The sequence below is a fragment of the Lacinutrix sp. YIN62 genome (assembly GCF_057219185.1).
The window spans coordinates 143191-167409 of record NZ_JBXVVH010000003.1; the positions used below are offsets into that span (position 1 = coordinate 143191).

Consider the following 24219-nt stretch of genomic DNA (forward strand, 5'->3'; position numbering starts at 1 on the left):
AGTTAAAATGTATCAAAAAGCAATTTTCACAGTATGCCTATGTATTACAACAATAATAAATACACAAAAAAAACCACTTGATGTGGTAATAATTGGAGCTGGTCTTTCAGGTTTAGCAGCTGCTCATTATTTAAAAACAGACAATGTTCTAATTTTAGAAAAAAATAATTCAAAAATAAAATATAACTCAGAAGTCATTTCGGTAACTCAAGAACCTAATAATCTTTTAAAAGTAAAAACCATAGTTAACGGCAAAGAAGTAATCTTCAAAACCAAGAATGTTATTTGCACTACCCCTGCCCCCATAACAAAAGACATTTTAAAAGAATGTGTTTCTGAAAATGTAATAAATGACCTATCAAAAATTAATTATGGCCAGTGTATTACCATAAATATTTTTACAGAAAAAAGGTGGCTCAAAGAAGCTTGGACAATTTCGTGTTTAGATAATTATTTTACTTCAATTTAAGACGTTACAAGAGTACAAACGGAATCAAATTACCACAAAAAAAGTATTATAAGCGCCTACATTCCAAGTACAAGGTCAAGAGATAAAACGTTTATTAATCAAACCAATAAAGAAATTTTTCAAAAAACAATTAATGGAATGGAATTATATTTCTCAGGTATTTCAGATACTTAATAGGATATGACGTTCAGCGATTTAAATACGCATACCCTATTTTTGGAAAAGGGTAGTATCAAATATTAAAAAACTTAAATACAGACAACTCACTAAACAACAACATTTTCCTAGCTGGTGATTATATGAAATACGCTGTTGTTGATGGCGCATTAATAAGTGGCCTCAATGCAGCTGAGAGAATAAATAAAAGCGCAACACATTAAGAAAATCACTTAAATACATTTGTGTTATTAACCATTCTAAACAAAAATAATGGAGTTGTTATTGCTTTTCCTAAACATTATAAAATCCAATTGCCTTTCAAATTACAAAACAACTATTAATTAGTATTCACGATATACAAATAAAAAACCTCTTCTTTTTATATGCTTATGTATTACACGTTATTAAGTGTAGATAACCCCTATTTAAAACACTATAATACTCTTTCTTTTTTGTAATAGAACAACAAGCAAAACGACTATAATTAACGTCTCCTTGAGGATTTTATCAAAAATCTATTTCTAAAACAACTAAATATTTTGTATTTTAAAAATAGAAAACAATATTAAATATAATTCCCTCAATTATAAAACCATTGAATAAAAACAGTTATGTCATTTATAAAAAATTTATATCGAAAAAAAAGAATTTATTTTTTTAACTGTATTTTACTTTTTTGCTTCCTTTTTGCAAAAGCACAAGACAAACCTTTGCCTCTAATTATTGATGCCGATACAGCGAATGAAGTTGATGATCTGTATGCTATTGTTAGAGCTATTTTAGAACCCAAATTCAATTTAATAGGAATAAGTTCTGCACAATTTCACACCTCTCCATTAGCCTCAAGCAATACCGTTAACGAAAGTCAAAAAATAAATCAAAAAATCATACAATTAATGCACGTTAAAGGAATTTCTCTGCCATTGGGGAGTAACACGCCTTTAAAAGAATATGGTACGCCTGTTTCGTCTGAAGCTTCACGATTTATTATTAAAACAGCTCATCGTATGAAACAAAACCAAAAATTGAATGTAGTGGTCTTAGGTTCTTGTACCAATATAGCTTCTGCTATTTTAGAAGATCCTTCAATAATCGCTAAACTTAAAGTCCATTATCTTGGTTTCTGGCATACACCAGAAACAAATGTTTATAATAAAAAAGAATTTAACTCAAGAAATGACCCAATAGCTGTAGAAGTTTTACTCAACACAAAAACACTTGACCTTAGTATAATGTCCGCTACTACTAGTCAACATTTAGTATTTAATAAACAAGAAATCGATACCCATTTAAAAAACAAAAGTAGTATTGCTAATTATTTAGTTAACAGATGGGAAACTTATAATCGGTGGTGGACAAAAGAGGATCCTAAAAAAGAAAAATGGATAATGTGGGATGTCGCCATTATTGAAGCTTTAGCACATCCAGAATGGTCTACTGTAAAAAAATTTTTAACTCCCCCAGAAAACACACAACGTACTATTAAAATACATACAGCCATAAATACAGATAAAATGAGGCCTCATTTTTGGACTATTTTAAAAAACTTATAATCAAATACTTTTATGTTTATTGAGCAACACACTTCTAGAGAATCAATTAAAAATCTACTACAACAAATTGGTTTTTTAAACTCAAAAAAAGAAGAGATAACTAAAGTCGTTAAAGCTGGTGAAGGGAATATGAATGTTGTATTACGTATTCAAACCAATTCACGTTCATTTATTTTAAAGCAATCTCGTCCTTATGTACAAAAATACAAAACGATAAAAGCACCGATAGAACGTATTGATGTTGAACACCAATTTTACACAACTATCGCTAACAATTCACTACTCAAGCAACATATTCCCAAGGTCTTACACTATAATGAAAAATACCACTTATTAATTCTAGAAGACTTAGGAGAATGTGATGATATGACTAGTCTATATTACTCTAAAAACATAGCCTTAAAGCAATTAACTTTACTTATTAATATTCTAGCCAGTATTCATGAAACAAAAGTATCTAACGATTATCCTGAAAACAAAAGTTTACGTTTATTAAACTATCAACATATCTTTGAACTTCCTTTTGCAGCAAACAACGGTTTTTCCTTAAACACTATTCAGCCTGGTTTAGAAGCACTTTCTGCACCTTATAAAAAAGATGATTTACTTAAAAAGGAAATAAAAAAAATAGGCGCTACATATTTAGCCGCAGGAACAACCTTGTTACACGGTGACTACTATCCTGGTAGCTGGATTGCAAAAAAAGAACATCTTTATATTATTGATCCTGAGTTTAGTTTTTTAGGATTTCCAGAGTTTGACCTTGGTGTATTTGCTGCGCACTCTATTTTAATTTCACAAAACAGAACCACTCTTTCTACCATTGAAAAAAAATACCCAAATACTATAAACAGTAAGCTTTTACACCAAATAACAGGTATTGAAATTATGCGTAGACTCATTGGTTTGGCACAACTCCCATTATTACATTCTATTAAAGAAAAAGAACGTCTCTTGCAATTAGCTTATACGTTAATAATGCATTCTTAAAAACTGTAACGGCACATTTAAAAAGATTAATAGCGTAATTTAGGCATAAAAAACTTATCTAAATCTAGCGTAACCCCAAATTGAGCAGAGACAATAATATCATCATATCTAATATTTAAATAATCTCTACCATAGTATACAAAAAACAAATACCCAATAGAGCGGTGTACCTTTGGAGAGAATTCTATTAAGCCCCTTGCATTAAATCTATATTTTTTTGAATCGTTTTCTAGGTTAGGAATAAACTCATCTAAATTCCCCGCAATGTATCCTATATTCGCTCTAAAATGCCAATCCTTTTTTTTACCAAAACCATTTTCAAATCGATTTGTTCTATAATCGTAATACGCTATAAATCGATGGCGGCCATAGGACTTTTCTTGCTCTTCTGAATAGGCAAACAGAGAAGCTTCGGTTCCTAAATCTAGTCGATAAGCCAAACTTAATTGATGAAGTGATAAACTTTTATTATTATACCAGCCTTTTGTGACTTGAGTATAGATATAATTTGTTGAAAAATCACCGCTAGCATAAGCGTTTCTTCTTTGGTTGGAGGGAAGAGAATCGTTTGGATAGAAAAACCCTGGAGGCTGGCCATTACTATAATGATGAGCCTTTATAAGAACATTTACAAATTTTAGATTTTTATTAGACGAATTAATTTTAGACTTTAAACTGTCATTATCATCTTCAAAAATATACCCTGTATAGTTATTATAAACGTTAATATGCCAACTAAGTCCTACTTTATGACTACTGGGAAGTATTGGTTTAGAGCTATCATTAGACATTCGAAAATTACCGTTATAATCCAGCAAAACTCTATGGCGTTTATTAAATCCACTTCCTACTTCTCGCCCAAAAAACAAAGGGAATGAAAGATTTAAATTGGCCTCTAATAAATTAACATTACCATTAGCACCTTCTCCTTCATTTAAAGGAATTCTTCGTTTTCCAATTGAAGAAACATAAGGTCCTACAGTAAGGTAAGACGGTTTTGAATTAGCTCTCCAAGTTCTTTGAATGAGGTAATAAATCGTTTTTTTATGTTCTTTAATTAATGAATCTTTTCTGGCAGGGTCTAAATAAAATTCATTCTGTGAAAATGCACTTTGTGCTATTAATAATATAACAGTCAAGGCTAATTGTTTCATAGGTGAAAAAAAAATTAAGTCGCTTAATAAAAAGCTAACATTATAAAACAAATAGGGATAAGGACACCTAAATATAATAAATACCTATAAATCAACACACAATAAAACACGTTTTTTAAATATTACATTTATTAATTTAAGAAGCAATAAGCTAAGAGACTCGTGTTAACACATGGTATTTCTAGCCTTTTGTTATAGTGTTAATAGCCCTTTAATTACGGCTTATTTATTTTAGTTTATTATCTTTAGCGCTATGCTGTTTGTAACAACACACAAGTCATATTTCTTTTTGCTTTAATCAAATTAAGTTTTAGATTTTCAACCACTAATTAAACTCAAAAGTCAACGATAGGATAGTTATAACAAATAAGCAATTTGTTCTGTTTCTTTCTAAAACTATTTTATTTTGAAAAAAACATTGTTTTGACAAAAAAATATTTATGGAAAAATATAAAATTATAATTTACGCACTTTTAGCACTTTCTACACTCACATGTAATAATGAGGATGATAATCATTCAAGTAATACTTCCCTGCCTATTGAATCTGTAAATATTGGCCATACAACGATTACGTTTAACGATGAGAATCGAAATCGAGCAATAGAAACTCAAATATATTATCCCGCTGTTAATTCTGGTCAAAACACTAACATAAAAATAGGGAGCTACCCTATAATAATATTTGGACATGGTTTTTTAATCGATTGGCAATCCTACCAATCGTTATGGGAAGCGTTGGTACCAAGTGGTTATATTATTTGCTTTCCTACTACAGAAATGGGGTTTAACCCCAATCATGAAAATTTTGGTATAGATTTAAGTGTTATCGCCACACAAATGCAAAGTCAAAATGAGAATGAAAATTCTATATTTTTTAATTCTATAAACTCAAAAACAGCATTAATGGGACACTCTATGGGTGGTGGTGCAACATTTCTTGGAGCAGAAAACAGCTCTAATATTAATACGATTATTAGCTTTGCTGCTGCCGAAACAAATCCTTCAGCAATATTAGCTGCAGCAAACATTAATGTTCCTGCATTACTATTCTCTGGTGAAGAAGATTGTGTTGCACCCGCAAGTGAACATCAAGATCTTATGTTTGAGAATTTAGCATCACAATGTAAAACTCATATAAAAATAATAAACGGAACACATTGCTTTTTTGCCGATTCAAGTACTAGTTGTAATTTAGGAGAGGCTTTTTGTAGCTCTGATTTTAATATATCAAGAGCGTCTCAACAAACCACAACTTATTCTTTTTTAAAACAATGGCTTAACTATACTTTATACAACAATCAGGATGCTTTTATTAATTTTAACAATGCCTTAGAACAGTCTGCATCTCTAACAGATTACACACAGGTTTGTCCCTAAAACGCTATTAATTTAAATAAATGATTTTTAAAGCTTATTATTACTAGGCTAAAGAACTCTACCTGTAGATTTAAGGTTTTACAACATCCTAGCTTACAGGTATTATATCCCTTAAAAACGACTAAGCGAAACCAGCCTTTAAACTTCATTTACACAAAGCTTATATTATGCGGTTTAAAAATAAAACCCAAAGCTCCCAGTAACGCCAAACTTTCTAGCGTTAGGATTAGTTGTTTCATTTAAATAATTTCCTCTAAAATTAAAATCTAACCGAAACACCTTAAAAATATTCCCCACCCCTATACTATATTCATAATAGGCTTCTTTTGTAGGTGCTTTATAAGTCAATCCAGAGGCGTTCAAATCTATATTTTCTTGAGAAATATCTCCTACCACTGCTCTAAACCCAGCAATAGCTCTTAAATTGTATTTCTTCAAGAATGGAATACGAGAAAACAAGCGGCCATTAAAATTATGTTCTACGTGTAATGTAGCGTATTCATCGGTTACGAATTCATAATAATCTAATTGTGAAAAAGAATTATAGATTGAGAAATAGGTTTGATTTCCAGGTATTACACTCATTAAGCCCAATGGAACTTCCCCAAAGGTTTTCCCAACTTCTACAGTAGTAAATAAGCGCCCGAACCCACCAATGGCCCACGGCTGTAAGTATGAAAATTGTAGTTTTGTATAATCGAAATCGCCATTAAATACGCTTTTATCGCCACGGGTTACTTGAGCAAATAAACGGGCAAAATCATCGTTCTTTTCACGACGTTCAACACCAAAACCTGTCATTTCACGCTTAGGAAAATAAGACATAGAAAAAGACGTTTCAAATTGCTTCACATCAGACGCTGTTTCTGTTCGTGCATCATTAGTATAATAATCTAGACTAAAGGTTGTAGATGCCGATTCTAAGGTTCTGTATGTTCCGCTAAGTCGCGCGATAAAATTTCTTAAAGGCTCTACCTGTACTGCTACTGTTGATAAATTCACATTGGTTAATTTATCATTAGAACCTGTTCCTGCTATTGATGACGATGCCAAGCTACGGCCTAAAACATCTGTAGATGTTGTTAAACTAGCTCCTATTTGCTCAACATCTCTTCTATTACCACCTGAAATAATCAATCTGTTTTTTTTATCGATTAGCCATTTCCCTGAGATCCCATATTTAAACTTATCGTCTCTAAATCCATAAGCTAAAAAACCTTCTAAGCGCCAAAGATCGTTTTGCCCAAAATAAGTTCGGCCGCCACCTCGCAATCTTAAACCTTCTACATCATTAAACCCAAAGGTTGAAAAAATAGGTCCATAATCCAATTTCACACTAGGAAGCTCTATGTATCCTGAAGCCAAAACACTTCCTAAATTATATAAGCGTTTAAACTTCTTTGTTTTTTTTAAAGAATCTAACATGGTATAGACTCCTTTTTCATCCTTACTAAGAGTCTCCATTCTATTTTTTTCCCAAAACGCATCACTTTGGTTATACAAATCTTGATCAAAGCTATAGACCTTCTCCTTATAGAATTTCGGCTCTTTTTCTTTATCAAACTCGTAATTATCATACAAAGTCGTACGTTTACCATAAATACCTTTAGATTTCTCCTTTTTATTTAAAGCAAAGTCCGACATAAAATAATCGCGCTTTATTAAAAACACAGAATCATTCAGCACATCGAATTCTTGTTCTATATAAATTTCTTTTACCCAATTTATATTCGCACTTTTAGACGCTTGCATATTAATACTCTTTATAGCATAAGTGGTATCTGCTACCCAAAAATCGCCTTTAAACGTTAATTCATTTTTACGCCTTGGATAGTATATAATATTATAACACCATTTATTATCTATATAAGTACTATCCGACAAGACATAATTATACGTTTGAATTCCTGTTCTAGAAATAGGGCTTGTAAAGCTTTTATCGAAAAATTTCAGATAATTATCATAAACATCATAATCTGAATATAAATCATCTACAAAATCGATAATAACCTGATTATTACTAAATCCAGAGTTTTTATTTCCTTTCAGTATTTCTCGCTTTTCTTTAATAATGTTATCGCCATAAACCTCACTTGAAGATTCATTAATAAACATTGGCAAATACGTTTTTCCTGTTACTTTAGAAGTATCGACCTGATCAAAAACAAATTCCATACCTCTAAATAATTTGCTTTTAATTGTAGCACTATCTATAGTATTAAGGTCAAATTCTACTTTCTCATACTTATCGTATCTATATTGCTTATATTGTTTTAACCCATTACTTCTTTTATTTTTCCATATTTTCCTTAGAATATCAATGGCTGGATTATTTTTTTTAGGCTGCTTTCCAGAAATAATTACAACTTCATCCAAAGCCGCGACTTCCTCTTTCAAGACATACTTTAAATTATAATTCACTTTTTTATCCAACGGCACTATTAGTGTTTCATAACTAATAAATGAAATTTCCAATGCATCCTGATGGTCTGCACTCTCTAAATAAAACTTTCCGTTTTCATTGGTTATTGTTCCTATACTTGTTCCTTTAAATACCACATTAGCATAAGCAATAGGTAAATTGTATTCATCAAAAATGTGGCCGCTAACTTTTGTTTGCCCTAAAATGGAAAAAGTTCCGAGGCAAAAAAAGAAAAAAAGTAACTTATAATTATTCATCTAATAGCATTAATAAACAAAAAACTTCATCAACAACTCTGTTAATGAAGCTTAAATAACGTGAAAAAATCTTACATTTCCTGCACAAATGTCTTTATTTGTACATTACTTTTTTAACAGCTTTAATGACATCTTCACTATTAGGTAGCCACTCTGCCAAAAGTACTGGAGAGTATGGTGCTGGTGTGTCTGCTGTATTTATTTTTATAATTGGAGCATCCAAATGATCAAAAGCTTCAGACTGTATAATGTAAGTTAATTCTGTAGACACATTTCCAAAAGGCCAAGCTTCTTCTAAAACAACTAAGCGATTTGTTTTCTTTACAGATTGTAGAACTGTTGCTTTATCTAAAGGTCTAACGGTTCTTAAGTCTATAATCTCACAAGAAATACCTTCCTTTGCTAATGCATCTGCTGCCTTATAGGCTTCTTTTATAATTTTACCAAAAGAAACAATTGTAACATCCGATCCTTCTCGCTTTACTTCTGCAACTCCTAACGGAATAGTATATTCTCCTTCTGGAACTTCCCCTTTATCGCCATACATTTGCTCACTCTCCATAAAAATTACAGGATCGTCATCTCGGATAGCAGATTTCAATAACCCTTTTGCGTCATAAGGGTTAGAAGGCACTACAACTTTTAATCCAGGTGTATTCGCAAACCAGTTTTCGAAAGCTTGCGAATGTGTTGCTGCCAATTGTCCTGCAGATGCCGTTGGTCCGCGAAAAACAATAGGACATTTAAATTGCCCACCAGACATTTGTCTAATTTTCGCAGCATTGTTTATAATTTGATCTATTCCCACTAACGAAAAGTTAAAAGTCATATACTCTACAATAGGCCTATTACCCGTCATTGTTGAACCTATAGCGATTCCTGCAAAACCAAGTTCTGCAATTGGAGTATCTATAACACGTTTTGCTCCAAACTCATCTAACATTCCTTTAGATGCTTTATAAGCACCATTATATTCAGCTACCTCTTCCCCCATTAAATAAATGCTCTCATCTCTGCGCATTTCTTCACTCATCGCTTCAGCTATCGCCTCTCTAAATTGAATTGTCTTCATTTATTCTTTTTAATTGAAAAGCAAAAATAAGAATTAATGAAAACTATTGATAAAAGATTTATTTAAAATTTACTTCAAATTAATTTTTTATAGTATTTTTTTAAGGCTTCCGACCTTCTAAACAAGCTTAGAATACTATAACACCTATAGTACCAGTGCGCTTACAACGACTCATTACTCACATATCGCTCCTTTATTTATCTAACTGAACGGTTTCAATACATCCTTTTTTAGCACTAATTTTACTATGCATGCATAGTATATATTTAGAATAAAATAATTACCTTCGTAACCTCAATAAATTAGACCTCGTTTTAGAGGGAATTAAAGTTATAAATAGCTTAAAATTTACTCCCTAGAAAGGTATAGTAAAACTCAAAGCTACATTAAATAAATAAAATAATATAATATGAAAATCTTAGTGTGTATTAGTCACGTTCCAGACACTACATCAAAAATTAATTTTACTGATGATGATTCTAAATTCGACACCAATGGGGTCCAGTTTGTTATTAATCCAAATGATGAGTTTGGTTTAACTCGTGCGATGTGGTTTAAAGAAAAACAAGATGCTAGTGTTGATGTTGTAAATGTAGGAGGTGCTGAAACAGAACCAACGTTGCGTAAAGCTTTAGCTATTGGTGCAGATACAGCTATTAGAATTAATACCCCTGCTACTGATGGTTTTCAAGTCGCAAAAGAATTATCTAAAGTTGTAAAAGATGGTGCTTATGATTTAGTTATTGCTGGTCGTGAATCTATTGATTATAATGGCGGAATGGTCCCTGGTATGCTAGCTGAATTGATTGCTGCTAATTTTGTAACAAATTGTATTAGTCTTGATATTGAAGGCACAAATGTTACTGCAATTAGAGAAATAGATGGTGGAAAGGAAACCGTTACAACGGCTTTACCTTTAGTAATAGGAGGACAAAAAGGGTTGGTAGAAGAAAGTGATTTACGTATTCCTAATATGCGAGGTATAATGATGGCTCGTAAAAAGCCACTAACCGTTATTGAGCCTAGTGTTTCTGAAACTGAAACAGCATCTGTGAAATTTGAAAAACCAGCACCTAAAGGAGCTGTAACATTAGTAGATGCAGAAAATCTAGATGAATTAGTGAATTTACTTCACAACGAGGCCAAAGTCATTTAATAACCTTCTTAAATTAAAAAAATGTCAGTTTTAGTATATACAGAATCAGAAAACGGAAAATTTAAAAAGACAGCTTTCGAAGTTGCCTCTTATGCAAAAGCAGTCGCAGATCAACTAGGAACAACAGTAACGGCTATAGCTATTAATGCTAACGACAGTTCGGAATTGAACAACTATGGTGTGACTAAGGTTTTAAATGTATCAAATGACACATTAAGCAACTTTAATGCCAAGTCTTACGCTGCCGTTATAAAACAAGCCGCTGAAAAAGAAGCTACAAAAGTTGTTATTGTTAGTCAAAGCGCAGATAGTAAATACTTAGCACCTATTTTAGCTGTTGGCTTAAATGCTGGATATGCATCTAATGTTGTTGAAGCGCCTTCTAGTACAAGTCCGTTTACAGTAAAGCGTACAGCTTTTACCAATAAAGCCTTTAATTTAACAACCATAAGTACGGATGTAAAAATAATAGGAATATCTAACAACTCCTTTGGATTAATAGCACATCCTACAACTGGATCTATCGAAGATTTTGCTCCTACAATCCCTACTTCAGGTGTAAAAGTAGAATCTGTAGATAAAGCAACAGATAAAGTAACCATCGCAGATGCTGAAATTGTAGTCTCTGCAGGACGCGGTATGAAAGGCCCTGAAAATTGGGGGATGATTGAAGAACTCGCAGGAGTTTTAGGTGCTGCAACAGCGTGTTCTAAACCGGTTAGTGATTTAGGATGGAGACCTCATAGCGAACATGTTGGACAAACAGGAAAGCCCGTTGCCTCAAACCTTTATATTGCTATTGGTATTTCTGGAGCGATCCAACACTTAGCAGGGATTAATGCTTCAAAAGTAAAAGTTGTAGTAAATACAGATCCAGAAGCTCCTTTTTTCAAAGCTGCAGATTATGGCGTTGTTGGAGATGCTTTTGAAGTTGTGCCAAAACTTATAGAAAAGCTAAAAGCTTTTAAAGCCGCAAATGCTTAATTTTTAACTTGACACATTTATAAAAAAGAACTGTTTAAATTTAATTTCGTTAACTTTAAATTTATTTTAAATTTTGTGAAATTTACGACTATAAATACCAAATCTTTACATACAGTTGGTAAAGTCCCAATTTAAACAGTTCTTTGTGTTTTAAATAACTATGAGTTTAGTCCGACTAAATATTAAGGGAATATCATACAGCCAAACCCAGAATGGCGCTTACGCTCTGATACTAAATGAAGTAGACGGAGATCGAAAATTACCAATTGTCATTGGTGCTTTTGAAGCTCAGTCTATAGCTATTGCATTAGAAAAAGAAATTAGACCGCCTAGACCACTTACCCATGATCTTTTTAAAAACTTTTCCGATCGTTTTGATATCGTGGTGAAACAAATCATTATTCACAAATTAGTCGATGGGGTTTTCTATTCTAGTCTAATCTGTGAACGCGATAAGATAGAGGAAATTATTGATGCCAGAACCAGTGATGCCATTGCTTTAGCATTACGTTTTAAAGCCCCGATTTTTACTTACAAAAACATATTAGATAAAGCAGGTATCTATTTAAAAGTAGACCCTAGCACAAATGAAGGTGAACATAAAGATAGTATTTTAGTTGAAGACATTCTCAATGAAGAACTTGAAATCACTTCACCTCAAGACACCTATGCTTCGCATACCCTCGAAGAACTACACAACTTATTAGATGACGCAGTAAATAATGAAGATTATGAAAAAGCTGCTAAAATTCGAGATGAGATATCTAAAAGATAACTAAAATTATTATGAAAAAAATTACACTAGCTATTGTAGCTATTTTTTTTGGAATAAATGCGCTTGTTGCTCAAGACATTAATAAATCATGGCAATTGGATGCTATTCAAAATGAAACAGATAATGCCTTGTTTCCAATTGTTGAAAATGACATTTTAGAATTAAAAAATGGAGAGTTTGAGCATTTAACCCAAACCAAAGATAGCTTAAAAGCTTCTGGAGATTACATTTTTCAAAATAACTTATTAGTCTTTTATTTCACAACCCCAAAGGACACCATCCGTAGATACAAAATAACAAAGCTCACAGATTCTACTTTAGTTTTCAATGAGAAAAATATTAAGTACCTTTTTAAAGCGGAAAAATCAAAAGCATTAATAGCAGATGTTGCAATAGCAAAAACAACAAATACAATAATCCCAAGCCAAGGGCTATCTGTAAATAGTCTATGGAGAGGCCTTTTGGGAATGGTCTCTTTAATTTTTATTGCTTTTCTTTTTAGTAGTAACAGAAAGGCTATTAATTGGAAAACCGTTGGAATTGGTTTAACATTTCAATTAATAATCGCCGTAGGTGTGTTAAAAATAGGCTTCATTCAAAGTGCTTTCGAACTTGTTGGCCAAATGTTTATAGATTTATTAGAATATACTAGAGCTGGTAGTGTTTTTCTTTTTGGAGATATTATGGATGTTAGTTCTTATGGATTCATATTTGCCTTCCAAGTTTTACCAACAATATTATTTTTCTCCGCATTAACTTCAGTGCTATTTTACTTAGGTATTATTCAAAAAATAGTAAAAGCTATGGCTTGGTTATTATCTAAAGTACTAGGAATTTCTGGCGCAGAAAGCTTAAGTGTTGCTGGAAATATATTTTTAGGACAGACTGAAGCGCCTTTACTTATTAAAGCCTATTTAGAAAAAATGAATAAGTCCGAAATTCTTTTGGTTATGATTGGTGGTATGGCAACTGTTGCAGGTGCTGTTTTAGCAGCTTACATTGGATTTCTGGGTGGAGATGACCCTGTTTTAAGGCTTCAATTTGCAAAACACTTATTAGCAGCTTCAGTAATGGCTGCACCTGGCGCTATCGTTATTTCAAAAATACTGTACCCGCAAACCGAAAAAATAAACAAAGATGTAACCGTTTCTCAAGATGAAATTGGATCTAATTTATTAGACGCTATAGCCAATGGAACTACAGAAGGTTTAAAACTGGCCGTTAATGTTGGGGCTATGCTACTCGTTTTTGTAGCATTTATAGCAATGATGAATGGCCTTTTAGGTTGGCTAGGGAGCATTTCAACCATCAATGGATGGGTTGCTGAAAACACCCCATACAAAAGCATCTGTCTTGAATTCCTTTTGGGATATATTTTTGCGCCTTTAATGTGGTTAATGGGTGTTGCTAAAGAAGATATGGCATTAATGGGACAGCTTTTAGGTATTAAACTCGCTGCTAGTGAGTTTATTGGATACATACAATTAGCAGACTTAAAAAATGCTGCAAACGCTACACACTTAACTTATAACAAGTCTATTATTATGGCAACTTATATGCTATGTGGTTTTGCAAATTTTGCTTCTATAGGAATACAAATAGGAGGTATTGGTTCTTTAGCTCCAGGCCAACGTAAAACATTATCTCGATTTGGAATGAAAGCTTTAATTGGTGGTACAATAGCTTCGCTTATATCTGCAACTATTGCAGGTATGATAATTGGTTAATAATTTATTTATAAATTAAAAGGGCACTCTAAAAAGTCTCATGCTAACCTTAAATAAAAGAAGGCGATAACAATACTAAATCTACTGGTTAATAACTTTTAATATTATATAAAGAACGAGCCTTATACATTTATTTTTTATTTTTAACATATAAAGTTTAGTTGTTAATTTAATGAAACTTCTGGATAATACAGAACACAAATATGAAACAGTATCACGATCTAGTAAAACACGTTTTAGAAAACGGTAACGAAAAAGGAGACCGTACAGGCACAGGAACAAAAAGTGTATTCGGTTATCAAATGCGTTTCGATCTTAGTGAAGGTTTCCCTATGCTTACGACAAAGAAACTGCATTTAAAATCCATAATTCACGAACTACTTTGGTTTATAAAAGGCGATACTAATATTAATTACCTCACGAGTAACGGTGTAAAAATATGGAATAGCTGGGCCGATAAAAATGGAGATTTAGGCCCTGTATATGGACACCAATGGCGTAATTGGAATAGTGATGAAATAGACCAACTTAAAGACGTTATAGAAACGCTTAAAACCAATCCCAACAGTAGACGTATGCTTGTTTCGGCTTGGAATCCTTCTGTTTTACCAGATACCAGCAAGTCCTTTGATGAGAATGTTGCCAATGGAAAAGCAGCCTTACCACCGTGTCATGCTTTTTTTCAATTTTATGTCGCTAACGGCAAATTATCATGCCAGCTCTATCAAAGAAGTGCAGATGTTTTTTTAGGAGTTCCATTTAACATCGCCTCTTATGCCTTGCTTACTATGATGATTGCCCAAGTTTGCGGCTACGAAGCTGGAGATTTTATACATACTTTTGGAGACGCTCATATTTACAGCAATCACTTTGAACAATTGGATTTGCAATTGTCTCGAGACTTACGTGCGCTTCCTAAAATGAAAATAAATCCTACGGTTAAAAATATATTAGACTTTACATTTGAAGATTTTAATCTTGAAGATTATAATCCACACCCTCATATTAAAGGCCCTGTTGCTGTTTAAAATATTATGCTTAAAATAATTATTGTTTTTCTAATATCTATTACGTCTCTTTTCTCTCAATCTAAAAGTTTTGATTCAGGCGTTACTTCATTCTCAAATTTAGGAAACACTTCATATGCTGATTTACCCCCTTCTACTTATACATATTTAAAAAATGTAGTGCTTATCAAGTATGAAGAGGTTGAAATTTTTACTAGTTGTGAAAAAAAACAACAAATAAAAGTAAACGCACTTGCAATCAAAAAAAGACTTTTCTCTTAAAAAATTTGAAACCTTATGTCCTTTCTGACCCTAAATTAAAAGAGGGGGACTATAGAATTAGCGTATTCTATGAAATATTTGTTACCTTCAATTTAATAGGGTTATTTTTTGAGTGTTATTTTAATAAATGATTTAAATAGCTGTACTGCTATTTTATTTAAAAAAAAGTATCTTTATACTATATAGTACTCGTATGTTTGGAAAAAAGAAACTAAAATCACAAGTAGATCAAGAGCAATTAGAGCTCATTCAAAACGCACAGCGTCGCATTAGACAGAAAAAACGGTTATACATTCACTTTGTCATATTCTTAATTGGTTCTTTATTTCTAGCCATAGCTAATATGGTTTTAGGTATAGGGAAAACCATTATGTATTTTGGTCATGAATGGTTTGTATTTGTTATTTTCGTCTGGTTATTCATTTTCTTACACCATGTATTTAACGTTTTTATTACCAACACGTTTATGGGCAAAAAATGGGAGAAAGAACAGTTAGACAAATTAGTCTATAAACAAAAACAACGCATTGATAAACTAAAATCAAGATTAGAAAAAGAAAAGGCTCTAATAACTCAAACGGAGACAAACTTAAAGCCTCCAAATAAACAAAACATTACAATTATTGTTGCTGCTGGTGAAAATGATGCTATTGGAAAAGACAATAAACTTATTTGGCACTTACGAGACGACTTAAAACGATTTAAAGCGCTTACCTCGGGACATCATATTATTATGGGCCGTAAAACATTTGAAAGCTTCCCTAAACCGTTACCAAACAGGACGCATATTGTTATTACCAGGCAGGAACATTATAAAGCCCCTGAAGGCGTGATTATTGTTAACTCTTTAAAAGCAGCCTTGGATGCTTCTAAAAGTGATAATCGCCCCTTTATTATAGGAGGTGGCGACATATATAAACAAGCCATTCCTTATAGTAACACTATTGAACTTACCCGAGTACATGAAAGTTTTGAAGCAGATACGTTTTTCCCTAGAATAAACACAGCACGTTGGAAAGAAACTAAAAATGAATTACATCAAAAAGATGAAAATCATAAATATGATTTTTCGTTTTTAACCTATACAAATTCTACCTTATAAATTACAAAGAAAAATTAAGTCAATTTTTTAATAAAATCAAAAACTTAGGACTGCATTGAGTCTTCAGCTTTTGATTTTATTTTTTAGCATTATTTTGTATTATTCTATATCTATACGTAACCCTAAGGATATATTATTTTGCTTTAGAGAATCGTTTTTAAATGTTTCAGATAAATCATATTTAGCATACAAACTAATATTATCTAGTCCTATGTAGGCGCCAACTCCATAAACAAAGGGATTCACATTGTAATCACGTTTAATTTTTTGTTTTACATTATCGCCATCTTCTTTATATTTCAATTTTTGTTTTGCTTCAATATTGAAACCGCCATAGCCACCTATCCCAAATTTAAGGCCTTTATTATAATATCGAATACGATTCTTCTTTTCTACTTTATCATATTGCCCAAACTCAAAATACAGCGGAAAAACTAAGTTAGTAGTCCTAAATTTAGCTTGTTTTAAATCGGTGTCAAAAGTCTCTATTGTTGTTGTATTTCCATCTTGCACAAAGTACTTGTTATCTTTTAAATCGTATTTATTCCATTGAAAAGTTAAACCGTATCTAAGTCTTATTAAATTAGATTTTTTTAAAAGCCTCGTTTTCCATTGAAAGCCTAATTCAAAAAAACCTGATCCCCCTATTTTATAAGGTGAATCCCCTAAATTACTGCCTTCTATAAAAGCATTATTTAATCCTACACCTAATACTAAACCACTGGTAGTACGAAAGTCATACACTACTGGTTTTGGTTTCTCATTATTTATTACCGCAAGGCCTATCAAATTAGCTTCATTATTTCCAAACATAATCCCGAATGAATTGTTTTTTCCTTTTGGATCTAAATTATTAGGCAAATCGTTTCTATCGTTAAAAGCGACTCTATTTTCTAAGATAGTAATACGATTCTCTATATTCAAAGCTCTTTTTTTAGCGGCTTCTTGTTTAAGTGCTTCGCCTTCCTCGTAAGTGATTTCTTTTTTACGAACACGCTCATTAATTTCTTCTACTTCTTGCTTTAAAGCAGATTTTTCTCCTGCTGTAATTTTTTCTTTTAATTGTTCTATTTTATCACTCTTAGATTCTATTTTTTTAAAATCTTGTGCTGTTACGTTTCCTATCCAAAAACTTAATAAAATAGCAATAATGTACTTAGTAATCGTTGTCATAACTGTTCGTTCTTTGCTTCCTCATTATTAAAATGAGGAAAATTGATGTTGTATTTAATTGATGTGATTTTTATTCGTTTCGTTCTGTAACGTAATCTTTTACGCTATGGTAACCGTCTTTAATAACTTTTAGCATTTTGTCTCTAGGGGATTCTTCTAAATCCTCCTCAACGTCATTAAGTAAAGCATTATAATCTAGATTGTGTTTACTCTTCTCTTTTGCAGCTTTCGCTAGACGCTGTTGTGCGCGGGCAAGAAGGGTTTCAATTTCTAGATTAGTTACCTTAGCGTCGTCTACAGTAGAGGCTATTAAAATAGTATCTACACTAGCATGCATTTCATTTATAGGTGTAACTTCATTCTGTCTTAAACCTTTAAACACAGCTATATCATACGTTTTTTTCTTTTCTGAATCCTTACCCGTTTTTGCTTTTAAAAGTTTAATCCCTGCTAAGCTTTCTTTTGGCATTAATTTATTAGGCTTAGGTATTTTTGCTAGCAGATTATCTATTAGTACTTCTTTTTTATGGTCTTTTTCATGAGCTACAGGTTCCTTTTCCTCCGCCTTAACAATCTGTATCTTCTTTTTTTCAACTGTAGTTTCTGTTGGTTGTAGTATAGCCTCCATATTAACTATAGTTGGAGAGCTTGGTTTTATCTCTGAATTAAAAAATGTATTTATCATTAATAAAACACCCACAATACTTGCTGCCATAACGAACCACCATCTTTCTTTTTTTCGACTTTTTCGAGTATTCCCATCCAATTGTATTGACAATTTATCCCAAGCATTACTAGAAGGGCTAAGGCTTCTTTTTTCGAGTTTTTCTTTTATATTTTCTTCAAAATTAATGGGTGCCATAACTCGATGTTTTTAATTTATTTATTTTCTGTTGAAGTATTTTTCGAGCTTTAAATAACTGCGATTTTGAAGTGCCAATACTTATATCTAATAAGGTTGCTATTTCTTGATGCTTATACCCTTCTATTGCATACATAACAAAAACCATTTTATACCCTTCTGGTAGTTCGTCTATTAACTGCTGTATTTGATCGACTTCTATTTCGGTTTGAATATTATTTGTACTGTTGTTTTGTATTTCTACATCTTCAACAGAAAATACAACTTCTTTTTGCTGCCTTAAAAAAGAAATAGATTCTCTAACCATTATTTTTCTAATCCACCCTTCAAAACTGCCCTTAGCTTTAAAGTGCTTTACGTTTAAAAATACTTTAAAAAAACCATTGAGCATCGCCTCTTCTGCATGCTGTAGATCCTTTATATAATACCGACATACACTTAACATTTTTGGAGCATATAACTCGTATAATACGCGCTGTGCTTCGCGATTATTTTGAATCGCTTTTTTTATAAGCTTGGATTCGTTCTTAAATAATTGAATTACCTTCAAAAAGTTGATAGTTTAAGTCTTCTATATATAAAGACGTAAAAGTTAAAGGAAAGGTTGCCTGAGGAAAGAAAAAATTATTTTTTTCTTTCAATCACATAATTTACCATTAACTCCAATGAAGATTTATATTTGGAATCTGGGAATTTGTGTAATATTTCTAAAGCTTCAAACTGGAAGGCCTTCATTTTTGACACCGCATAATCTAGACCGCCATTATTTTTCACAAAAAGAATAACTTCCTTTACTCGCTTTTTGTCTTTATTATGATTTTTAATGGAATTAATTAACCATCTTTTCTCTTTCTTTTCACAAGTATTGAGTACATATATTAAAGGTAATGTCATTTTTTGCTCTTTAATATCTATACCTACAGGTTTCCCAATATTTTTGGTTCCGTAATCAAACAAGTCATCTTTTATTTGAAAAGCCATTCCTATTAATTCACCAAACTTACGCATAGACTCTACCTCTGGAGAATCTGGCTTAACAGATGCTGCTCCTAAACTACAACAAGCCGCTATAAGTGTTGCCGTTTTTTGCCTGATAATATCATAGTAAATAGCTTCTGTTATATCGAGTTTTCTTGCCTTTTCTATTTGTAGCAATTCTCCTTCGCTCATTTCTCTTACAGCTACAGAAATGATTTTTAATAAATCGAAATCGCCATTATCTATGGATAATAATAATCCTTTAGACAATAAAAAATCACCTATAAGTACTGCGATTTTATTTTTCCACAGGGCGTTAATTGAAAAGAAGCCACGACGCTGATTACTATCATCGACAACATCGTCATGAACAAGAGTGGCTGTATGAATTAACTCTATTACAGAAGCACCTCTATAAGTACGCTCTAAGACTTCTCCATTGGCCACCATTTTGGCTACCAGAAACACAAACATAGGACGCATTTGCTTCCCTTTCCTATTTACAATATAATGGGTAATACGGTTTAATAAAGCAACCTTAGAAGACATTGATAAACGAAACTTCTTCTCGAAGAGTTCCATCTCATAATCAATTGGTTGTTTTATTTGTTCAGTTATTTTCACAGATTTAGCAAATATAATACTTCATTAAAATAAAATGAGAATTTTAGCTCTTATTTGCTAATTGGCCACAAGCAGCATCGATATCTTTACCTCTACTCCTACGCACATTAACGACGATTCTATTTTTTTCTAAGTGATGAATATAGTTATCGATAGCCTGACTTTTTGCTTGCTGAAATAATCCATCGTCTATGGGGTTGTATTCTATAATGTTTACTTTACAAGGAACGTACTTACAAAATCGTACTAAAGCATCTATATCTTTTTGAGAATCGTTAATACCATCCCAAACCACATATTCATAAGTAATTTTACGTTGTGTTTTTTTGTACCAATATTCTAATGCTTCTTGTAAATCCTTTAGCGGAAAGGTTTTATTAAAGGGCATTATTGTGGTTCTTACTGTATCTATTGCAGAATGTAGTGATACTGCTAAATTAAACTTAACCTCATCGTCTGCCATTTTTTTTATCATTTTTGGCACTCCCGAAGTAGAAACAACGATTCGTTTTGGAGACATTCCTAATCCTTCTGGGGATGTTATTTTATCAATGGCTTTAATAACATTATTATAATTCATAAGCGGTTCTCCCATACCCATAAATACAATATTACTCAATGGCCGGTTAAAATAAAGCTTACTTTCTTTATCTATAGCTAATACCTGATCATATATTTCATCAGGATTCAGGTTACGCATTCGTTTTAATCTCGCTGTCGCACAAAACTTACAATCTAAGCTACAGCCCACCTGACTTGAAACACAAGCTGTTGTTCTCGTTTCTGTAGGAATTAATACCGATTCTACTATTAAACCATCGTGTAAGCGTACGGCATTTTTAACGGTACCATCATTACTCCTTTGCATTGTGTCGACTTCGATATGATTAATAACAAAGTGCGTCTCCAACATTTCACGCGTTTTCTTTGAAAGATTAGTCATATCCTCAAAAACATGAGCGCCTTTGCTCCAAAGCCACTCGTATACTTGATTGCCACGAAAAGCCTTATCTCCTTCTTTTACAAAAAACGCTCTTAATTGGTCTTTTGTTAATGCCCTGATATCTTTTTTATTAACTCCCATAAGTCTTGCAAAAATAGTGAAACGATTATGCATTTGCACCTTTTGATTTACGAATTCTAATTTAACTTATTTTCAAGCCCTTTTTGTATCCTTTTCCCTTTTAATACAATAAAACCCTGACTTTAATAAAAGTCAAGGTTTTATATCTTTAGTATGTGTATGAAATATTAGATAATTAACATCGCATCGCCATAACTATAAAATTTATATTTCTCTTTCACAGCTTCCTCGTAAGCTCTTAGAATGAAATCATGTCCTGCAAAAGCAGATGCCATCATTAAAAGTGTTGATTTTGGTGTGTGAAAATTTGTAATCATTGCATTAGCAATACTAAAATCGTAAGGAGGGAAAATAAATTTATTTGTCCAACCGTCGATTTCATTTAGAGTCAAATTAGAAGACACGGCACTTTCTACCGCTCGCATTGCTGTTGTACCTACAGCACAAATACGCTTTTTATTTTTTAACGCCGAATTAATTTGTTCTACAGTTCTTGGTCCAATAAACACTTCTTCACTATCCATTTTGTGCTTAGACAAATCTTCTACTTCTACAGGGTTAAATGTTCCTAAGCCAACATGAAGTGTTACTTCGGCAAAATCTACTCCTTTTATTTCCAAACGTTTTAACAAATGCTTTGAGAAGTGTAGTCCTGCTGTTGGTGCTGCTACAGCTCCTTCTTCTTTTGCAAAAATAGTTTGGTAGCGGTCTTCATCTTCTGGCTCTACTTCTCGCTTAATATATTTTGGTAGAGGTGTTTCTCCCAACGCTTTTAACTTCGCACGAAATTCTGTATAAGACCCATCGTATAGAAAACGTAATGTTCGTCCTCTAGAAGTTGTATTATCTATAACTTCTGCAACTAAACTCTCATCGTCTCCAAAATACAGTTTATTTCCTATTCTTATTTTACGAGCTGGATCTACTAAAACATCCCAAAGGCGTTGTTCTTCATTTAATTCTCTTAATAAAAACACTTCTATTCTTGCTCCTGTTTTCTCCTTATTCCCATATAAACGCGCAGGAAACACCTTTGTATTATTAAGAATCATAACATCATCTTCTTCAAAATAATCGATAAGATCTTTAAATTGCTTATGCTCTATGGTTTGTTCTTTTCTATTCAAAACCATTAAACGAGACTCATCTCTGTTTTCTGATGGGTATTCTGCTAATAATTCGTCTGGCAATTCAAAGCCAAAGTTAGATAGTTTCATGTATTCGTTTTTATTATTTTATGCCTATAAATGCACATTTGATCCTTTAGCATATCGCTATACTTTATGAAACTTTAAATGCGCGCTCTTTGCATCGTTCATTTTTGAAAGTTGCAAATATACAATCTCAAGATAGGCGTTGTCAAGTAAATGACTGATTATTATTAATTAAACTGAAATCCAATGGCTCTTAAATCGTCCCAAAACGTTGGATATGATTTTGACACGACTCCAGCATCTTCAATAATCACGGGCACTCTTAGTGCTAATGGTGAAAATGCCATTGCCATTCTATGATCGTTATAGGTTGTAATAGAAATGTTTTCTTTTATTGTTTGGGACACTGCTAAATTTAAGGAATCGTTTGTAATTTTAATTGTGCCTCCTAATTTTTCTATTTCCGTCTTCAAAGCCTTCAGTCTATCTGTTTCCTTAATTTTTAAAGTGTGAAGTCCTGTTAGCCTACATGCCATGCCTAATGCAAAGGCAGTGACTACAATTGTTTGCGCGATGTCTGGAGAATTTGCTAAATCCAAATTAACAACTACTTCTGGTGAAATAGCAGCCTTTTTATTAAGCACGATGTTATTGTTACTAAAACGTGTTTCAACACCAAAAAGGGTGTAAATTTTAGCTAAAGCAGAATCGCCTTGCAAGCTATTTTTCATATAAGATGACAATACTATGTGCGTTCCTTTTGCTGCCAAAGCCACAATACTATAGAAATAAGATGCAGATGACCAATCGGACTCTACAACTAATGGTCTATTAATATTTATGTTTTGAGGATTGGGTTTAACGGTAATGATATTGTTTGAAAAATGAGTATCAACGCCTATTTTATTTAACAAACGCAATGTCATATTAATATACGGCACCGATGTGATTTCCCCCTCTAAGTTAAGTTCAATCCCGTTTTCTAACTTGGAAGCGATAAGCAACAATGCTGAAATGTATTGACTGCTTACATTAGCCTTTAAACGCACTTTATCCTTTGTAATCTTAGTGCCTTTTATTAATAATGGTGGATAACCTTCAGTTTCCTTATAACGAATATCTGCTCCCAATTGATTTAAGGCATTAACCAAAATTGCAATGGGACGTTCTTTCATTCTTTGGGATCCTGTAAGCTCTATTTCTCGTCCTTCTTGAGTCGCAAAGAATGCAGTTAAAAATCGCATAGCTGTTCCTGCATGATGGATGTCAATTATATTAGAATGCGTTTTTAATGCTTTTGTCATTAATTGAGAATCATCAGAATTGGATATATTCTCAATTTGAAGCTTAGGAAACAACGCTTGTAATAATAATAATCGGTTGGATTCACTTTTTGAACCCGTAATAACAATCTTGGATTCACGATTCGTAAGTCTTGATTTTTGAATGTGTAGATGCATACAGGAATTTATTTTTTAAGATCAAGATGAAGCCTTGATTTACCGAAGGTGGTATTATTTTAATTTTTGATTATTTTGATGTCTGTCATGATCCCGTTTTGTTTTTAGATCTAACTTCTTATCAAACGCGTTTTGTAAATCTATTCCTGTCTGATTTGCTAAACATAACACAACAAACATAACATCTGCAAGCTCTTCGCCTAAGTCTTTATTTTTATCGCTTTCCTTTTCACTTTGTTCGCCATAGCGTCTTGCAATTATACGTGCAACTTCTCCAACCTCTTCAGTAAGCTGCGCCATATTGGTTAGCTCATTAAAATAACGAACACCATGTTCTTTTATCCAATTATCGACCTCTAACTGTGCGTTTTTAATGTTCATTGTTTTCATTTTTAA

General features: G+C 32.4%; 23 protein-coding genes. 12 read left to right on the plus strand and 11 right to left on the minus strand.

Annotated elements, in window-relative coordinates; genetic code table 11:
• The first annotated feature begins 82 nt into the window (after positions 1-82).
• The 4 genes from AC2D8I_RS03140 (at position 83) to AC2D8I_RS03155 (ending at position 3171) form a co-directional block, all read left to right on the plus strand.
• Positions 83-469 carry an FAD-dependent oxidoreductase gene (locus AC2D8I_RS03140; protein ID WP_484704533.1) on the plus strand — a complete coding sequence of 129 codons (387 nt, stop codon included), beginning with the start codon at positions 83-85 and terminating at the stop codon, positions 467-469.
• Between the two features lie 278 nt (positions 470-747).
• Positions 748-849, plus strand: coding sequence for an FAD-dependent oxidoreductase (locus tag AC2D8I_RS03145; RefSeq protein ID WP_484704596.1), 102 nt, complete (start codon positions 748-750; stop codon positions 847-849).
• Between the two features lie 489 nt (positions 850-1338).
• Positions 1339-2181, plus strand: coding sequence for a nucleoside hydrolase (locus AC2D8I_RS03150; protein WP_484704534.1), 843 nt, complete (start codon positions 1339-1341; stop codon positions 2179-2181).
• 12 nt (positions 2182-2193) lie between these two features.
• Complete coding sequence (locus tag AC2D8I_RS03155; RefSeq protein ID WP_484704535.1) at positions 2194-3171, plus strand: phosphotransferase; 978 nt, start codon at positions 2194-2196, stop codon at positions 3169-3171.
• Positions 3172-3197: 26 nt separating this feature from the next.
• Here AC2D8I_RS03155 and AC2D8I_RS03160 read toward each other — a convergent pair whose 3' ends face one another.
• A complete protein-coding gene (locus tag AC2D8I_RS03160) occupies positions 3198-4325 on the minus strand; it encodes a hypothetical protein (RefSeq protein ID WP_484704536.1) in 1128 nt (375 codons plus the stop codon).
• Between the two features lie 440 nt (positions 4326-4765).
• Here AC2D8I_RS03160 and AC2D8I_RS03165 point away from each other — a divergent pair, with 440 nt between their 5' ends.
• On the plus strand, positions 4766-5704 hold the full coding sequence (locus tag AC2D8I_RS03165; protein ID WP_484704537.1) for an alpha/beta hydrolase family protein: 939 nt from the start codon (positions 4766-4768) through the stop codon (positions 5702-5704).
• A 174-nt stretch (positions 5705-5878) separates the two neighbouring features.
• Here the strand turns inward: AC2D8I_RS03165 and AC2D8I_RS03170 are convergent, their stop codons facing one another.
• Together AC2D8I_RS03170 and AC2D8I_RS03175 are read right to left on the minus strand one after the other, a co-directional pair.
• Positions 5879-8383 carry a DUF5686 family protein gene (locus AC2D8I_RS03170; protein ID WP_484704538.1) on the minus strand — a complete coding sequence of 835 codons (2505 nt, stop codon included), beginning with the start codon at positions 8381-8383 and terminating at the stop codon, positions 5879-5881.
• 94 nt (positions 8384-8477) lie between these two features.
• Positions 8478-9455, minus strand: coding sequence for a pyruvate dehydrogenase complex E1 component subunit beta (locus tag AC2D8I_RS03175; protein ID WP_484704539.1), 978 nt, complete (start codon positions 9453-9455; stop codon positions 8478-8480).
• A gap of 409 nt (positions 9456-9864) precedes the next feature.
• Between AC2D8I_RS03175 and AC2D8I_RS03180 the strand changes: the two genes are divergently transcribed.
• The 7 genes from AC2D8I_RS03180 (at position 9865) to AC2D8I_RS03210 (ending at position 16488) form a co-directional block, all read left to right on the plus strand.
• Complete coding sequence (locus tag AC2D8I_RS03180) at positions 9865-10611, plus strand: electron transfer flavoprotein subunit beta/FixA family protein (RefSeq protein ID WP_484704540.1); 747 nt, start codon at positions 9865-9867, stop codon at positions 10609-10611.
• Positions 10612-10632: 21 nt separating this feature from the next.
• Entirely contained in the window at positions 10633-11595 is a 963-nt protein-coding gene (locus AC2D8I_RS03185) for an electron transfer flavoprotein subunit alpha/FixB family protein (protein ID WP_484704541.1), read from the plus strand.
• A 160-nt stretch (positions 11596-11755) separates the two neighbouring features.
• Positions 11756-12370 carry a bifunctional nuclease family protein gene (locus tag AC2D8I_RS03190; RefSeq protein ID WP_484704542.1) on the plus strand — a complete coding sequence of 205 codons (615 nt, stop codon included), beginning with the start codon at positions 11756-11758 and terminating at the stop codon, positions 12368-12370.
• Positions 12371-12381: 11 nt separating this feature from the next.
• Positions 12382-14097, plus strand: coding sequence for a NupC/NupG family nucleoside CNT transporter (locus AC2D8I_RS03195; RefSeq protein WP_484704543.1), 1716 nt, complete (start codon positions 12382-12384; stop codon positions 14095-14097).
• Between the two features lie 203 nt (positions 14098-14300).
• Entirely contained in the window at positions 14301-15125 is an 825-nt protein-coding gene (locus AC2D8I_RS03200; protein WP_484704544.1) for a thymidylate synthase, read from the plus strand.
• Positions 15126-15131: 6 nt separating this feature from the next.
• On the plus strand, positions 15132-15386 hold the full coding sequence (locus AC2D8I_RS03205) for a hypothetical protein (protein ID WP_484704545.1): 255 nt from the start codon (positions 15132-15134) through the stop codon (positions 15384-15386).
• A 193-nt stretch (positions 15387-15579) separates the two neighbouring features.
• Positions 15580-16488, plus strand: a complete 909-nt coding sequence (locus AC2D8I_RS03210) for a dihydrofolate reductase (protein WP_484704546.1) — start codon at positions 15580-15582, stop codon at positions 16486-16488.
• A 99-nt stretch (positions 16489-16587) separates the two neighbouring features.
• Here the strand turns inward: AC2D8I_RS03210 and AC2D8I_RS03215 are convergent, their stop codons facing one another.
• From AC2D8I_RS03215 to AC2D8I_RS03250, 8 genes are all read right to left on the minus strand, one after another.
• Positions 16588-17661: a porin family protein gene (locus AC2D8I_RS03215; protein ID WP_484704547.1), complete on the minus strand. Its 1074-nt coding sequence runs from the start codon at positions 17659-17661 to the stop codon at positions 16588-16590.
• 70 nt (positions 17662-17731) lie between these two features.
• Positions 17732-18523: a hypothetical protein gene (locus AC2D8I_RS03220; protein WP_484704548.1), complete on the minus strand. Its 792-nt coding sequence runs from the start codon at positions 18521-18523 to the stop codon at positions 17732-17734.
• Positions 18510-19073 carry an RNA polymerase sigma factor gene (locus tag AC2D8I_RS03225; protein WP_484704549.1) on the minus strand — a complete coding sequence of 188 codons (564 nt, stop codon included), beginning with the start codon at positions 19071-19073 and terminating at the stop codon, positions 18510-18512. The genes AC2D8I_RS03220 and AC2D8I_RS03225 overlap by 14 nt, the downstream gene beginning before the upstream one ends.
• A gap of 74 nt (positions 19074-19147) precedes the next feature.
• A complete protein-coding gene (locus AC2D8I_RS03230) occupies positions 19148-20125 on the minus strand; it encodes a polyprenyl synthetase family protein (RefSeq protein WP_484704550.1) in 978 nt (325 codons plus the stop codon).
• A gap of 43 nt (positions 20126-20168) precedes the next feature.
• Entirely contained in the window at positions 20169-21209 is a 1041-nt protein-coding gene (gene rlmN, locus AC2D8I_RS03235) for a dual-specificity RNA methyltransferase RlmN (protein WP_484704597.1), read from the minus strand.
• A gap of 167 nt (positions 21210-21376) precedes the next feature.
• A complete protein-coding gene (gene queA, locus AC2D8I_RS03240; RefSeq protein WP_484704551.1) occupies positions 21377-22426 on the minus strand; it encodes a tRNA preQ1(34) S-adenosylmethionine ribosyltransferase-isomerase QueA in 1050 nt (349 codons plus the stop codon).
• A gap of 164 nt (positions 22427-22590) precedes the next feature.
• Positions 22591-23823, minus strand: a complete 1233-nt coding sequence (locus tag AC2D8I_RS03245) for a 3-phosphoshikimate 1-carboxyvinyltransferase (RefSeq protein ID WP_484704552.1) — start codon at positions 23821-23823, stop codon at positions 22591-22593.
• Positions 23824-23877: 54 nt separating this feature from the next.
• The gene (locus AC2D8I_RS03250; RefSeq protein WP_484704553.1) at positions 23878-24204 is read right to left on the minus strand and encodes a nucleotide pyrophosphohydrolase; all 327 of its coding nucleotides are present in this window, start codon (positions 24202-24204) and stop codon (positions 23878-23880) included.
• Positions 24205-24219 lie beyond the last annotated feature (15 nt).